The sequence below is a fragment of the Photobacterium proteolyticum genome (assembly GCF_001939735.1).
GTDB lineage: Bacteria > Pseudomonadota > Gammaproteobacteria > Enterobacterales > Vibrionaceae > Photobacterium > Photobacterium proteolyticum.
In genome coordinates this window covers 298633-314768 of the sequence record NZ_MJIL01000090.1, presented here as the reverse complement: position 1 = coordinate 314768, position 16136 = coordinate 298633, and the positions used below count along the sequence as shown (strand labels likewise).

Below are 16136 nucleotides of genomic sequence, written 5' to 3'. Positions count from 1 at the left end.
TCCTTATCAATTGTCCCTGGGCATCACTTCAAACAGGCCGTAATCACAACCTGTCTGCGCCTCGCTCTGTTGCTGGACGGCAACCGTCTCTATCGGCTGGCCTATTCCCCGGGTGATCTGATCCATCGCACCGGCAAACCAGCCCGTGAACATGTAATCCACTTTGCGATCAGCCTTGCCGTAGTGATAAACGAAAGCCGAATGGTGTAACCGCACTTTGGCCCGTCCTTCAGAAACATCCAGGCTCTCAATGACAAACTGGCCCCAGCCCCGTTGCGACAGGCGCTTCATATAGTGCTCAAACACCTCTGCGCCCTGCAGGCCGTGGGTTTCCGATTCTTTTTCACACCAGTAATAAGCCGATTGGTAGCCAGCGCCATAGAGGATCTCGGCATACTTCTCGGCCCCGAGAGCCTCTTCCACTGCGGTGTGGTTATTGATAAAAAAGTGCCTAGGGACATACAGCATCGGGAGCCCGTTGGTACTCCAGACGCCGGACTCGCTGTCCACCTCGATAGGCACTTCCGGGACATGTGTTTTCGAGTAAGGTAATGTTGGCATCTATTCGTCCCACACTGCTTTGAGAGTCCTAACCCAGTTCTCTCCCATGATTTTCTTCACTCTGCTCTCCGGCCAGCCGTGATCCAGCAGAGCCTGGGTCAAATTAGGAAACTCGCCGACGGTACGGATCCCCTTGGGGTTGATGATTTCACCAAACCGCGTTAACCGTCGGGCATAGCCCTTGTCATGAGTCAGCCACTCGAAGAAAGCCTGATCATGGCCCTGAGTAAAATCGGTGCCGATCCCGACACAATCTTCACCCACAATATTGACGATATAGTCAATCGCTTCGACATAGTCCTCGATGGTGGAATTGATACCGTTCTTCAGGAAAGGCGCGAACATGGTAACCCCGATAAAGCCGCCATGATCGGCGATGAATCTCAGCTCATCGTCTGATTTATTGCGGGGATGCTCCTTGAGCCCCAACGGAAGACAGTGGGAGTAACAGACTGGTTTTTTCGATGCCAGGATCACCTCCTGAGAAGTTGTTGCCCCGACATGGGAAAGATCGCACATCATGCCGACCCGGTTCATCTCGGCAACAACTTCATGGCCAAAACCGGATAACCCACCGTCGCGTTCATAACATCCTGTCCCCACCAGGTTCTGGGTGTTATAGGCCATCTGCGCGATCCCGACCCCGAGTTTTTTGAAGATCTCAACATAACCAATCTGATCTTCGAACGCATGTACATTTTGAAAACCAAGTATGATCCCGGTTTTGCCCTCTTCCTTGGCAAGATAAATGTCTTCGGTACAACAGACAGCACGAATGAGATCGCCATGATCGCGGAAGAACCCGTTAAACTCGACAATATTGTCAACGGTTGCCTGAAAGCCCTCCCACACCGATACCGTGCAGTTGGCGGTCGTTAGCCCTCCTTTTGCCATATCCTCGAACAGGGCACGATCCCATCGGGCGATGATCAGACCGTCGATAATGATTGAGTCTTGGTGCAGTTGCGCAGCATCCGACATACTCTTCCCTCCTGCAAGCAGCTATCAGCAAATCGTTTATGTCTCTTAAACTAACGATATGCCATTGCCATTTAACAGGCTGTGTAATAGCGACATCCGGTGAAGTATTTCCGTCAAAACAACCCGGTAATCTCTCCGTGCTCATCCAGTCTGATATCCAGCGCCGCCGGATGACGCGGCAAGCCGGGCATAGTCATGATGTCGCCGCATATCACAACGACAAACCCCGCACCGGCCATCAGGCGAACTTCTCTGACAGGCAAAGCGTGATTAACCGGCGCGCCCAAAACTCCGGGCTCCGATGAAAAGCTGTAAGGTGTCTTAGCAATACAGACAGGCAAATGACCAAAGCCAAGCTGATGAATATCATCGAGTTGCGACAAGGCAGAGGCCGAAAAATGAACTTCGCCGGCACCGTAGATCTGCGTTGCCACAGTATGAATTTTTTCGTCCAGCGGCATATCATTCGAATAAAGCGGTGTAACATTAGGTGGCGGTTGCTGGAGCAGATCGAGCACGGCCGCAGCCATATCCAAAGCGCCTTCACTACCACGAGCCCAATGATCGGCAGACACGACCCGGGCTCCCGATGCCAGACAGCACTGCTGGATCACGGCTAGCTCTTCATCGCTATCGCTTGGAAAGCGATTAATTGCCACCAGCGGGATCAGACCGAACTGCTGGATGTTCTGGATATGTCGCAGCAAATTAGCTAAGCCCGCTTCGACCGCGGCCACATTCGGCTGATCCAGAGCCTGCCTTTCAATCCCGCCCTGCATTTTCAATGCCCTTACGGTGCAAACGAGCACCACCGCGTCCGGAGACAAACCTGCCAGACGGCATTTTATGTTAATAAACTTCTCGGCCCCCAAATCGGCACCAAAACCCGCTTCTGTCACCACAACATCGCTAAGAGCCAATGCCGCACGCGTTGCCATCAGGGAGCTACAACCATGGGCGATATTAGCGAAGGGGCCGCCATGGACCAGCACCGGGTTATGCTCAAGGCTCTGGATAAGGTTCGGCATCATGGCTTCTTTGAGTAGCACCGTCATCGCACCGTCGGCACCTAATTCGCGTACCGTCACTACACTGCCATCACGACGCCGACCTATGATCATCTCGCCAAGGCGGTTCTGCAGATCTTTCGGTCCTTCGGCCAGACACAGCACCGCCATGATCTCCGAGGCAACAGTGATATCAAATCCCGACTCACGCGGGACACCATGAGCCGTCCCACCGAGCCCACAGACAATATTGCGCAGAGCCCGCTCATTGAGATCCATTACCCGCCGCCAGCAGATCCGACGAGGATCCAATCCCAATTCGTTGCCCCAGTGAATATGGTTATCAATCAGAGAGACAAGCAAATTATGAGCAACCGTGATCGCATGAAAATCCCCGTTAAAATGCAGGTTGAGATCTTCCATAGGAATCGCCTGTGACCTTCCTCCTCCAGCGGCTCCCCCCTTCATGCCAAAGCACGGTCCCAGCGATGGCTCGCGAAGGCAAACAGTGCTTTTTACCCCGAGGGCGTTAAGTCCGTCAGACAGACCAATACTGGTAGTGGTTTTGCCTTCTCCGGCCGTTGTCGGCGTCATTGCAGTTACCAGCACCAACTGACCACGCTGGTGACTGACATCCAGTTGCGCCATGTCGATTTTGGCCTTGTAGTGGCCATAGGGGATCAGGGCATGAGGAAGCAAGCCCAGCCGCTCGGCAGCAACTTCAATCACTGGCCTCGGCGTCACCGCCCGGGCTATATCAATATCGGGAGAGCCCGGAGGCGGCAAATTCTCTGGAGGGTCAATCTCTGATGGAACCAGAGCAACGTTAAGTTCATTGTTCATTGTCAACGAGCCCTCCTCAGCCATCTGGCGGACTGTTTCAATCCGCCAAACGGATACAAATGGATGCCTTGGAAAGGCGTATCAGGATTGATGCTCTGGTAACGGGCCATTTCCTGTACCAGCAAATCCGGTGTCCAGGGTTTTAGCAACTGGGTAGCTTTCAGGTTACGTCTTAACGCCGCAACCGACTCCACCACACCGCATTGCGCGGCATAGAAAAATAAGTTCTTAAGCTGAGTAGGCCCCGGCATACCCAGATACACCGGCAAAGAACCCAGCAACTCCTGATAGCATTCCAGCCACTGGATAAAGATATCGGCATCAAACGAAAACTGTGTCACCACCCACATATTGAGTTGATTGGCTTCAGCATATTCTCGCTTAAAAGAAAGCGCATTGGTGAGTTCATGACTTGTTGCGTGCGGGTGGCCCTCAGGGTGACCTGCAACCCCAATGCCGCGCAATGGGTGCTTTGCCAGCGCCCCTGATGCCAGCAGTGCAAGCGTATTGGCAAAAGGTCCCGCAGGTGGGTTTTTCTCTCCAGCTATCAGCAGAATATTGTAGACACCGATATGGGTCAGAGAGGAAAGCCATCGGTGCAAACAAGCTTCGCTTGGCACAGCGCGAGCCGGTATATGGGGTATTGGCACCATCCCCCATAGCAGCAAGCGCTCACATGCCTCAAATGTCTCCTCAAATCGGCCTTTCGGCAAAAAAGGCACATATACCCAGGTTCCCGCCGACAGCCAGTCAGGAACAGTATGAAGCTTCAATACCTGTTTGGGCGTCGCTTCCAGCGAGGCTTCCGCCAGCAATTGAAACAAACGAGGTTCAATATCGGACTCCATATCAGGTTCGCGGAACCCTTCCCCTCCAAGGCTCTTGTAGGCGTCACACTTCATACCGTGCCCCTATATTATCGGTTATCGGTCGTTAGTCGACGAAATCACTACCACGCGATTTGGCCACTTCGCGCGAGTTAGGGTTGACCGACGGACGGAACGGCACTTCTACCACCTCGGCATCAACCACATTGCCGCCATATTCGGACGGAAGCGAGACACTCAGCCTGGTACCGATATCCCGCTGTGCCCAGGGAACATGGGCCAAGGCTATATTGGTCTGCAGCTCAGGCGAATACCAAGGGGAAGAGACATACCCGACAGCATCGCCACCATCCGGCCCATAGACCAGCCAGAAGTCATTGGCATAGTCTGTAATCGGCTCCCCACCCAATACGATACCGACCATCACAAGATCAAAAGGCGGGTTCCCGGCTTCGATTTGCTCCCGGGCCTTTTCCAGAGCCGCTTTACCGACATAGTCAGCCTCTTTGTTTCGTGGCACCTGATAGGCCAGGTTGCACTGGAATGGCAGGGTTTCCTGATCAATATCCTGCCCCCAGGAGAGGATCCCGGCAGCAATCCGGCGGTGGTGAGCAGGCGCGATGACTCGAAGTTTATGGGCTTTCCCAGCATCCAACACGGCATACCACAGCTTCTCGGCGTCTTCGGTTACATTGCGACAGTAGATTTCGTACCCCCTCTCGCCGGTAAAGCCGGTTTGAGAAATGACCACATCGCAACCTGCAATTTCAGCTTCCATCAGGCCGTAGTAAGGAATACTTTTGATGTCTTCACCAAACAAATCCACCATCAGCGCTTCTGACTTCGGTCCCTGGATCTGAACCGGCGCCACGTCGATTTCGGCAATGGAGACATCATATTGCTTAGCGATATTGATCCCCCGCAGCCACATCTCGAGATCGCTGTCAGAGATGGAGAACCAGAACTCGTCCTCCGCAAGACGGAGCAAGACAGGATCATTGAGAATACCGCCTTCGTCATTGCATAGGATCACGTACTTGCCATGCATTGGCTTGATCTTGGAGGCATCTCGGGTGATCACATAGTTAACAAAGGCTTCGGCATCCGGACCCTTCACCTGGATCTGGCGCTCTACGGCGACATTCCACATCGTGACATCGTTGACCAGTGAGTCGTATTCCACCATCGCACCGCCGTCTTCCGGCCGTACATAACCACGAGGATGGTAAATACGGTTATACACCGTTGCCCGCCAGCACCCGGCTTCTACCGAAAGATGCCAGTACGGTGATTTCCTTACCCGGGTCGATATCAGCATTTCTACGGGTGTAGGACCCGACTGGCGCAGATTGATCGGCACGCGACGATGTGACTGTTCAACACTGGTTTCATGGCGCGCCACTCCGGCGCGAGCTTGCAGTAATCGATTATCATACTTGGTCATGGCTTGGCCCTCGTCCCCTTAGCGGTGGTATACCCCTTAAATGTGACTGTTATTGAAAATTTGAATTTCCAATCTACGACATGGATGAAACCAAAAACGTCGCGGGCGATTCGATAATCAGGCTACTCGATAGTCAGGCCGAACTCTTCACTGGCGTCCTGCAACCACAGCCAGAGGTAATCAGCAAAGCTGCGCCGGACAATAAGTTCAAACTCACTCTCGCCACTGCGCCTTAGCACCACCTGCGCTTTTGCAAGCAAGGTACCGACACATTTACCAACGGGCAGTGAACGAGTATCGACATCATAAAAAGTGGATTTCCTCAGTACTGCTTGTGCCTGTAGCCCTGACAACTCAATGACACACTGCCCGCCACTGACATCGACAATGGAGAAATGCTCCGACAACTGATGGCGTAACCTCGCTTCCACCGAGAAGTCTTCGGATGACAAAATCAGCCACTCATTAGGCGATAACCACCAGATCTGCATCTTTTCACCGACAATCGATGAGCAGGGTTTTCGTGGCAGAGGCAATCCGAGAACGGTTTCAGCGTCGTCATAAAACGCTTCATTCTCATCTTCAGATGTGCTTCCTCCCCCACGCAATATATGCAGCGCCAAACCTTTTCGTTCATGCAGCACTACGTTTGGTTGCGAAGCTGTTTCTCTGTGTTCCCTTTGTGCATGGTCCCTTTCTGTATGGTTCCTATCTACTTGATATCTTTCTGTATGATGTAAGGCAGACTCATAGCGAGGCGCTTCGGGCGGATAATATGGCTGTGTTGCGGGCGCCGAGATCACCGACTGACGCTTACCGTCAGGGTCATAAAACACCCCATCGGTAATTTCAGCTTGCAATACCCGGCCGTCTGCCAGAGGGAAGAATACCGATTCGCCTACTCGGCTCAATCCCCCCTTGATCAGGCCAAGTGCAATTGAGTGCCCCAGCACCGCGCTGTAATAGCTTGAGCTAACATGACCAACCATAGTCATCGGTACAGGTTCATCGGGATCATTCACAGCCTGGGCACCTTCGGGGATCACCACATCAGGCTCCGTACATTTAAGGCCGACCAACTGTTTACGATCAGAGCGGCGAGTATCTTCACGCTGCCATGAACGACGGCCAATAAAACTGAACGTTTTTTTCTTGCCGCAGATCCACGCCATGTTCATATCCTGCGGCGTGACCGAACCATCGGTATCCTGACCGGCAATAATGAAGCCTTTTTCTGCCCGGAGAATATGCATGGTTTCCGTACCATACGGGGTGATCTCGAATTCTTCCCCCGCCGCCATAATCTGTTCCCACAGGTACAGACCGAAGTTAGCGTTTACATTAACTTCATACGATAGCTCACCGGTAAAACTGATCCGGAAAATACGCGCATCGACACCCGAAATGCAGTGCGACTGCCAAGTCATATAAGGGAAAGCGGCATCCGAGAGATCGGCTTCGGGCATCAGTTTCTGCAACACAGAGCGACTGTTCGGCCCACCAATCGTCATGGTGGCCCAGTGATCCGTCACGCTGGTCATATACAGGTCCAGCTCCGGCCATTCAGTCTGGTGCCAAAGTTCCAGCCAGCGCAATACACCCGCAGCCCCGCCTGTCGTGATGGTCATCAGAAAATGGTTATCATCGATACAGGACGTCACACCATCATCAAAAATCATCCCGTCTTCTTTGCACATCACCCCATAGCGGCAGCAACCCGGTGCCAACTGGCTCCAGCCATTGGTATAGATCCGATTGAGAAACTCGCGCGCATCCGGCCCCTGAATATCAATTTTTCCCAACGTCGACGCATCAAGGAGTCCGACACTATTACGGGTCGCCAGACACTCTCGGTTCAGCGCCTCCTGCTGCGTCTCGTTACCAAGACGGTAGAACCAAGGGCGTTTCCACTGCCCGACATTCTCAAACTCGGCACCATGCTCCAGGTGCCAGCGATGCATGGCAGTAAAACGCGCCGGATCGAACAAGTGCCCGGCATCCCGCCCGGCCAGTGTGCCGAAGGTGACTGGCGTATACATAGGGCGAAATATCGTCGTGCCGGTTTCAGGTATCGACTGGCCCAAAGCCCTGGCGGCAATTGCCATTCCGTTGATGTTCCCTGTTTTACCCTGATCGGTACCAAAGCCCAATGCGGTATAGCGCTTAACATGTTCGATAGACTCGAAGCCTTCCCGAACAGCCAACTCAATACCAGCAGCGGTAAGATCATTTTGAAAATCAACAAACTGTTTGGGAGCCCGGCTTGTCGGGAAGTGATGAGGAATATGGTAAATAGCCATTGGCGCGGTTTCGTCGGGGTCTGGAACTTCCGGCAGCTCTGGCTGGTCTGGCTGGTCTGGCGTCGACATTAGCGAAACCTGCAGACGGTCGGCGACGGCCTGCGCTGCTTTGCAGCCATCGTCGAGCACTTCCGATAGCTGATAATGCCCCTGGATCCCGCCAGCATAGAGCAAATCGGGATTGCCTGGCACAAAACCAGCAATGTCATCTCGCCACACCGGGCGGCTGCCAGTATGACAAGACAGGTGCAGACTCGGGCTCCATCCGCCTGAACTGGCTACCGTATCGCAGCTCAGCAGACAAGTATCAATTCGACTAACCTGGCTGCGATTGTGTTTAAGCTTTGCAATTTCAACCGCACTTACCCGCTTATGACCACGCACATTAATAACGGCATACCCGAGGAATATCTCTATCCTGGCAGCTTTAGCCCGTTCAGGGTATTTCCCTGAGCTATTTGAGCGCGTATCGACAATCGCAACCACCTCACGACCGGCGGCATGCCAATCCAGCGCGGCCTGATAGCCAGCGTCATTGGCTGTCATCACAACCAATTTTTGCCCCGGGATCACTCCATAGCGATTGATATAAGTTGATATCGCAGAGGCAAGCATACAGCCTGGCACATCGTTATTGCCAAACACCAGCGGGCGTTCAATCGCCCCTGTAGCCAACAGCACTTCACGAGCCCGTACCCGGTGCAGACGCTGGCGGGCCCCCGATTGATACTCGCCAAGATGATCAGTTCGGCGTTCAACAATGCCAAGAAAGTTCTGGTCGTAATAGCCAAATACCGTACTGCGCGGCAACAGGGTTATACCCTGTTCCCGCTCTAGCAGTTCAAGTGTTTCTGACAACCAGTCTTCGGCGGGTTTCCCGTCAATAACTTGCTGGCTACCAAGCAGACACCCGCCCATTTCCTGCTGTTCATCGGCCACCAGCACCCTGAGCCCGCTGCCGATCAGTTTTCTTGCCGCCATCAAACCAGCAGGGCCGCCACCGACGATCATGATGTCACAGTGATGGTGCATCTTATCGTAGCGATCCGGATCTCGCGCCTGCGGAATCTTGCCCAGCCCGGCAGCCTTACGGATATATTTCTCATACGTCATCCACATCGACTCGGGGTACATAAAGGTTTTGTAATAAAAGCCTACTGGCATCAAGCCACTACCGACTTTGCCCAGGGCGGATTTCATATCCCGCTCGACATCCGGCCAGCCACTGACACTGGTAGCGACCAAACCGTCATATAACTCAACCTGTGTCGCGCGCAAATTGGGAATGGTGGTAGCGGGAGTACTGCCAACCTGGAGGATAGCATTGGGCTCTTCGGCTCCCGAACCGAGGATGCCGCGCGGACGACTGTACTTATAGCTTCGCCCTATTACATCAATGCCGTTGGCTATCAGCGCTGAGGCCAGGGTGTCTCCCTGATAACCCGAGTAGGTTGTACCATTAAACGTGAACGTCAGCGATTTACGGCGATCAATCCGCCCTCCGGTGGACAAACGATTGGGCTGGGTCATTTATGCTCATCCTCCCAGATCTCGGGTGGCGTACCGGTCAGTTTGTATATCTGCTCAATGTCATAGCTCACCGTGTTGCGGATCACATTGAAAAACTGCCGACAGCCTGTCGCATGGAACCACATTTCCCGGTGATTTCCCTTGATGTTGTTTCGATGGAACAGGTATCGCCCCCACTCTTCGTCACTGACGCTGTCCGGGTCCGGCGGGCGCACAATATGAGCTTCTCCGGCATAGGCAAACTCTTCTTCCTCACGGAACTCTTCGCAGTAAGGACAGTAGATATTCAACATAGGGCTCTCCTCAATCAGGCGACTTCAAGGTAAGTAGATACCTTAATGCGCGACACCTGCTGCGCCGTGTTCATCGATCAGGTAACCGCTAACAAAACGGTCGAGACTAAAGGGTTGTGCCAACGGATGCGGCCGGTCATTGGCAATCGTGTCAGCAAAGACATGTCCGGAGCCCGGGGTTGCCTTAAAGCCCCCCGTTCCCCACCCGCAGTTAAAATACAGCCCGTCAATCGCTGTCGGGCTGATGATCGGACAGGCATCCGGACAAATATCGACAATACCGCCCCAGTGACGATTGAGCCGAATCCGGCTGAGGAAGGGGAACATTTCGATAATGGCGGCAATGGTGTGCTCGATAACCGGAAAGGAGCCTCGTTGGCCGTAGCCCAGATAGCTGTCGATACCGGCTCCAATCACCATATCGCCTTTATCCGACTGGCTAATATAACCGTGAACATGATTGGACATTACCACCGTATCCAAACAAGGTTTGAGCGGCTCAGATACCATGGCCTGCAGCGGGTGTGACTCGATAGGCAAGGTCATGTTGACCATTTTGGCGATCTCGCCGGAGTTACCCGCGGCTACACACCCTACCTTGGCAGCACCAATAAAGCCGTTCTTGGTCTCGACTCCCTGTACCCGGCCATTACTCACCCGGATCCCTGTCACTTCGCTTTGTTGAATCAAATCCACGCCCAACTTGTCAGCCGCGCGTGCAAAACCCCATGCGACAGCATCATGCCGTGCCGTACCTGCCCGAGGCTGCCAACTCGCGCCCAGCACCGGATAACGGGCATTGGGAGAGCAGTCCAGCAACGGCACCAAGGACTGAACCGCGGCGGTATCGAGCACTTCTCCATCGATACCATTGAGCCGGTTGGCATTAACCCGACGTTCGATATCCCGCATATCCTGCAAGGTATGACCAAGATTCAACACACCTCGCTGGCTAAACATCAAATTGTAATTGAGATCCTGTGACAGTCCCTCCCATAGCTTTAGCGAATGCTCGTACAGATGGGCCGCTTCATCCCAGAGATAGTTTGACCGGACAATTGTGGTATTGCGGGCCGTATTCCCCCCGCCCAGGTATCCCTTTTCCACAACCGCCACATTAGTAATGCCGTGCACTTTGGCCAGGTAATACGCCGTGGCCAGTCCATGCCCGCCACCACCGATAATCACGACATCATAAAACGGTTTAGGCTGAGGATTGCGCCATACCCGCTGCCAGTGCTCATGAAAACTCAATGCATGCTTGAACAGACCAAAGCCCGAATAATGATTCTTCTTTTCACTCATTGATTGTGCCTTCCCAGACAAACACATAAGGATGCCAGAGCGCAGACTCGCTCTCTTTTGATGAAGCCTAATGATCAATACAAGAAAAGAATGCCCGGTAGCGGCGAACAGTAGCTGATTTGCGACAGCCTCGAGTAAAGATGCAAATGATGAGCAAAAAATAAGGAAGAAATGTGCGCAAAAAATCTCACTGATAAGCCTATCACCCTTATCGCGTTACAGGTTTATAAAAGCATCTCATAGAAATATTATCCATAGAAAAGAATAGCAACCAGTTGAGTATGCTGAGTTAATCATTTGCGCCTCAGGCGCGTTGTAAGAGGAATTATTATGTATGACATTTTAAATTTAAGGTGCTGTATCAACACAGCAAGATCTGATGCAGATTTGACCGCAACACTTAGCGAGATTACAGGCTTAATTGGTTTTGACTATTTTTTTTTACCTGTTCGAACCCTATATCAATGACCAAGATAGAACAGATAAAATTGACCAATTTTTGTGAAGAGAACAAAAAGAAAATTCGAGAAAACGCTATTCACAAGCTGATCATCAATTACTGTCAATCAAATCGTATTCCGGCGTTATGGGGAAATGTTCATAATCCAAGGCAAAATCACTATTATTTCAATTATATTTCAGATAGAAAACTAAGAACAATGCCCCCCAGCTTCACCATTCCCATTCACAGCTCTATAGGAAAGACAGGGACAATAAGTTTCTCTTTATGTGAAAAAAACAATAATGATCAAAGTTTGTTTTTCTACGCTGCTAGCCTAGTTCAAACGGTTATCCCCTACCTTCATGATAAGATCGATGATGCAACTGTTACTAACAAAGTTGATACTTGCAATTTAACTAAAAGAGAAACCGAAACATTGACATGGGCTACCGAAGGGAAAAGTGCCTGGGAAATATCTAGAATATTAAGTTGCTCAGAGAGAACAGTCACTTTTCATTTGCAAAATGCCTGTAATAAACTTGGTGCTTCAAACAAGTATCAAGCAATATCAAAAGGGATATTATCAGGGATGATATTTCCCAATACCCCTTATTAACACAGTTGGCGCTTTAATATGATTTATTTCGGTTTGATTATTAACAAATTGAACCGATTTATTCTAGTGATAATCGTAATCTCTCATGACTGCCTGTCTAAGATCATCATTTATCTTAATCGATAAGGTGACTGATTTTGTATCGCCAAGCCTATGAACTTTCTTATCACCTGCTCGCTGAAAGGGGATGCCTGTTCTTTTTAGCATACGTTCAATCGGTAATGTTGAGACTGTCAAGTACTCAGATATATCATTCTCTACAGCATGGAGATATAGCGCCTTGAACAAAAACTGTGTCGAGTAACTCAGTGTGCAATTACTTTGTGATGTATTTTTATTAATACAAAATCGGCTTAATTCATACACATTACTCGATTCTACTGCCATCTGGTTACCAAGCAGTTCTGGAAATATTTCCTTAAGCATATAGCTTTTCGTTGTAGGTATTAGCCTGCCACACCCTAGTATATTCCCCAGATCATCTTCGATATAAACATAAGAAGCATCCGGTGTGTCATATTGGTCAGATTCTAAATTACCTTCAGTAGGCAAATCCCATTTTAACCTTTTTCTAAAGACATCATACCTTAACTCTAAAAGCCTCATATAATCTGGCTTTGATATTGAGTCAAAAGATTGCTGCTTGAATGTTAAGTTCATTTCTTGTCCTCCAATAATACCAATAAGATATCAATGGATTACTCAATAGAAACCTGCCACATATTACAGGTTGACAGCAGCAAGAGAATCATATATGAAACCAAAAACATATTGCTGTACAAAATATCGAGAGAAACTAGAAATAGAACCAACAGCAGAGAAATGTGATACCACCCGCACAACGAGCAGGATTTATCACCTAAGTGCATCTTAGTGACTATCATCATTGCGAAAAAAATCAATAAGCTATAAAATTATATTCATATAGCAAATGGCAATATTGACATGGATTTCATTGGCTGCTAGTTAGATGGTAATGTAATAATGACTTATGAACTTATTAAACTCACTTTATCCTCTTTCTCCAGACTGCAGTTTTCCATTTTAATCATTTCGACTATATTAATTTCAATATGGCTTTCTTACTATCTTCTTTTCTTATCTAAAAATGAAATAAAAGTAAAGAAATCCATTTTTCATACTTACTCTTTGTATCTGCTATTTATTAATGTCTGGGTTATATCTAACGCTTTTTTCCAGTCAGAACTTTTATCTTATTTTGATTCGGTAATAGCCAAAGAAGTTGGTTTGATAGCAAATATTTCTTCACTTTTATCAGCAAACTTTACTTTCCTATTTTCATGCCTGCTAGTAAGAGCCAATAAACCATTAAAAAAACATCAGTCATATACTTTTATATTTGGTATTATTGCTTCGTTAATAATGTTCTTATATCCAGAGTTAACAATTGTCGATGTGGTTATTACGTCCACCGGGCACTTCACAATAACTCTAGGAAAGGCATCTAGCGAATTATTTTTTTTTGGTTTCATCCTTCTTATTTTAACTTTCAGGAATTTTTACCTATATAGAAAAAGCCAGATAAAGATAAACAAAACAAAAAGCAACTATATGATGTTTGGTATGTCTATCTTTATGGTTTCCACATTGATATGCCACATTATAATACCAAGTGTGTCAAACGACTATTCCGCGACCTGGATACCACCTGCTCTTTCAATTTTCGAACAAGTTCTTGTCGGTTATGCCATATTTAATGATAGATTTTATAGCCTCAGATATATTAGTCATTTAAGTATTAGCTACTTGCTCAATATTTTGCTATACCTATCACCAATAGTGATGCTTACGCACACAGATCCTAATGAGTATCATTTCATCCTGATTGGATGTTGGATAATTATAAGTGGTATTTGCTGGAAAAACAGTTTAGCAGCTTTTCAGCGTTATATAAATCGATTTATATATGGCTCACCAAGCAATACTGTCAACGATATTCATAGCCTGGTAAATGACTTCAAACAGTCAAGTGATATGGCGCTAAATAGAGTCAAGGACATTCTCAACTCGAACACCGGGCAAATAATTAAAGTTGGTATTAACTCATCGCAATCTGAACTGGCTAATTATCTTGAAGCTCATAATGAAGCCATACTTAAAGATGAGCTCGACTATTTCATTGAGTATCACTCGTCAGACATAGAAAAGCTAACCAAAATAAGGAATAGCATGGCTGAGAATGACTCAGCCCTTGTACTGCCTATTTTTAACGATAATATCATTACTCACTTATTCATGGTTTCAAAAAAGAATGAGGGCGGTATTTTCAGTCAAGAAGAGATTAGTGCCCTTCAACTTGTGCTCGAGCAATCAAACAAGTTTATTTATGCCGAGGATGAAATACGTAAGTCCCAGTTACTCGCTGGTTCTATTGCTCATGAAATGAAGAACCCACTATCAAAGATTCAATACCATTTTGAACGAATTGATGCCGATCTGTTTGATTTTGACACCTCATCTCTGGTGCCTTATGCATCATCGGAGATGAAGACCCTTTACCAAAATATCTGTGAGGTGAAAAGTGCCGTTCAGCTTGGCTCTAAGTTTATTGAAGTCATACTGAACGAACTTCAGGGCGGCAGGATCAGCCCCGATTCATTCCGACTTTTTTCTGCCCGTGAATTGATAAGGCAATCCCTCAATGACTACAATTTTGAACATGCCAGCTCAAAGCGTCTTATCTCACTGGATCCGCACACTGACTTCATTTTCAAAGGCGATGATACCCTTTACAGCTTCATTATTTTTAACCTTCTTAACAATAGCTTACACTACATATCTGAATACCCTGAAATGAAGATAAGCATCAGGCTAAGCGCTGGTGACCGTCATAATAAAGTCATCTTTACCGATACCGGCCCGGGTATTAATGCCTCCCGGCTTCCCTATATTTTCGATGAAATGTACACCTCAGGTAAGAATAATGGCAACGGCCTGGGCCTGGCATACTGCCAGCGTGTCATGACAGCGTTTGGCGGCAATATCTCATGCCGTTCTGAGGCTGGGAAGTTTACCGAGTTTACCCTTAGTTTTCCGATCATAAACTCGGCCTACGATAGAGAGACCGTTCAACGCTTCAAACGGGCACTAAAGGGAAAATATTGCTTACTGGTCGGTGAGTTTTCATCAAGCCTAAAACTAACGATATTGCTGTACGAGCTGAATATCAAGATCACCAAAGTCGAATCGATAAAAGAAATGATGCACATATTGTCATTTCGGCATTTTGATTTTGTCTTTATTGATGAGGATATCACTCGACAATCAACCAATGCGATAAAGTCTATCCGCTGCGGAGAACTCGGCTCCATCGCCCAGATCACTCCCATTATCAGTTGCACCGACAATGGTTCGACAGCCCAGCTTTACGAAGGGGGAGATAACCTCATTCAAGGCGTCATCGACAGCCGGGAAGAGGAACTGCTGATCAGCCTTCAGCATATTATTGAGAACGGCCAGCTCAAACCCTTAGGCAATCTGATTGGCAAAAAAATGCTAGTTGTCGACGACATGCTGGTAAATCGTTTGTTGATCAAAGGCTACCTTGAAAGTGAAGGCATCATTTGCTTCCAGGCTGAAAACGGCAAAAAAGCTGTCGAGACAGTCATGACAGAGGAGGTTGACTTCATCCTGATGGATATTCGGATGCCGGTTATGGACGGGTTCGAAGCCACAAAAGAAATCCGCAAGATTTCCCCCTCCACCCCTATCGTCGCGCTTACCGGCGAGTACGGGGAAGATGTGGCTACAACCATAACGCTTACGATGGAAGATCACCTAACCAAGCCGATCACCAAAAAGCGCCTGTTGCAAAAAATCAACAAGCACCTCAGAGATACCCCACTCTCGTTACGCAATACACGCCTTTATTACTCAGCCATGTAGTGGTTGTAAAAACGGCTATTGGCCCCCCCTTATCGATGTTAAACGCTACCGCCCAACCAACACTAAAATGCCGTCAAAGCT

General features: G+C 48.7%; 11 protein-coding genes. 2 read left to right on the top strand and 9 right to left on the bottom strand.

From position 1 onward, the window contains the following. Positions 1-6: 6 nt before the first annotated feature. The 8 genes from BIT28_RS21400 to BIT28_RS21365 form a co-directional block, all read right to left on the bottom strand. Positions 7-561 carry a 4-vinyl reductase gene (locus BIT28_RS21400; protein WP_075766968.1) on the bottom strand — a complete coding sequence of 185 codons (555 nt, stop codon included), beginning with the start codon at positions 559-561 and terminating at the stop codon, positions 7-9. Beyond that, positions 562-1542, bottom strand: coding sequence for a dipeptidase (locus tag BIT28_RS21395; protein ID WP_075766967.1), 981 nt, complete (start codon positions 1540-1542; stop codon positions 562-564). It abuts the gene before it with no gap. Between the two features lie 113 nt (positions 1543-1655). Then, entirely contained in the window at positions 1656-3392 is a 1737-nt protein-coding gene (locus tag BIT28_RS21390; protein ID WP_075766966.1) for a formate--tetrahydrofolate ligase, read from the bottom strand. Between the two features lie 2 nt (positions 3393-3394). Continuing rightward, a complete protein-coding gene (locus BIT28_RS21385; RefSeq protein ID WP_217696652.1) occupies positions 3395-4294 on the bottom strand; it encodes a methylenetetrahydrofolate reductase in 900 nt (299 codons plus the stop codon). Between the two features lie 31 nt (positions 4295-4325). Next, on the bottom strand, positions 4326-5663 hold the full coding sequence (locus BIT28_RS21380; RefSeq protein ID WP_075766965.1) for a glycine cleavage T C-terminal barrel domain-containing protein: 1338 nt from the start codon (positions 5661-5663) through the stop codon (positions 4326-4328). Positions 5664-5785: 122 nt separating this feature from the next. Next, a complete protein-coding gene (locus tag BIT28_RS21375) occupies positions 5786-9493 on the bottom strand; it encodes a sarcosine oxidase subunit alpha family protein (RefSeq protein WP_075766964.1) in 3708 nt (1235 codons plus the stop codon). Beyond that, entirely contained in the window at positions 9490-9786 is a 297-nt protein-coding gene (locus tag BIT28_RS21370; RefSeq protein WP_075766963.1) for a sarcosine oxidase subunit delta, read from the bottom strand. The genes BIT28_RS21375 and BIT28_RS21370 overlap by 4 nt, the downstream gene beginning before the upstream one ends. A gap of 42 nt (positions 9787-9828) precedes the next feature. Next, positions 9829-11091: a sarcosine oxidase subunit beta family protein gene (locus BIT28_RS21365; protein WP_075766962.1), complete on the bottom strand. Its 1263-nt coding sequence runs from the start codon at positions 11089-11091 to the stop codon at positions 9829-9831. A gap of 464 nt (positions 11092-11555) precedes the next feature. Between BIT28_RS21365 and BIT28_RS21360 the strand changes: the two genes are divergently transcribed. Then, complete coding sequence (locus BIT28_RS21360; RefSeq protein WP_075766961.1) at positions 11556-12149, top strand: helix-turn-helix transcriptional regulator; 594 nt, start codon at positions 11556-11558, stop codon at positions 12147-12149. 63 nt (positions 12150-12212) lie between these two features. Here BIT28_RS21360 and BIT28_RS21355 read toward each other — a convergent pair whose 3' ends face one another. After that, complete coding sequence (locus tag BIT28_RS21355) at positions 12213-12809, bottom strand: acyl-homoserine-lactone synthase (RefSeq protein ID WP_075766960.1); 597 nt, start codon at positions 12807-12809, stop codon at positions 12213-12215. Positions 12810-13133: 324 nt separating this feature from the next. Between BIT28_RS21355 and BIT28_RS21350 the strand changes: the two genes are divergently transcribed. Next, the gene (locus BIT28_RS21350; protein ID WP_075766959.1) at positions 13134-16055 is read left to right on the top strand and encodes an ATP-binding response regulator; all 2922 of its coding nucleotides are present in this window, start codon (positions 13134-13136) and stop codon (positions 16053-16055) included. Positions 16056-16136: the final 81 nt, after the last annotated feature.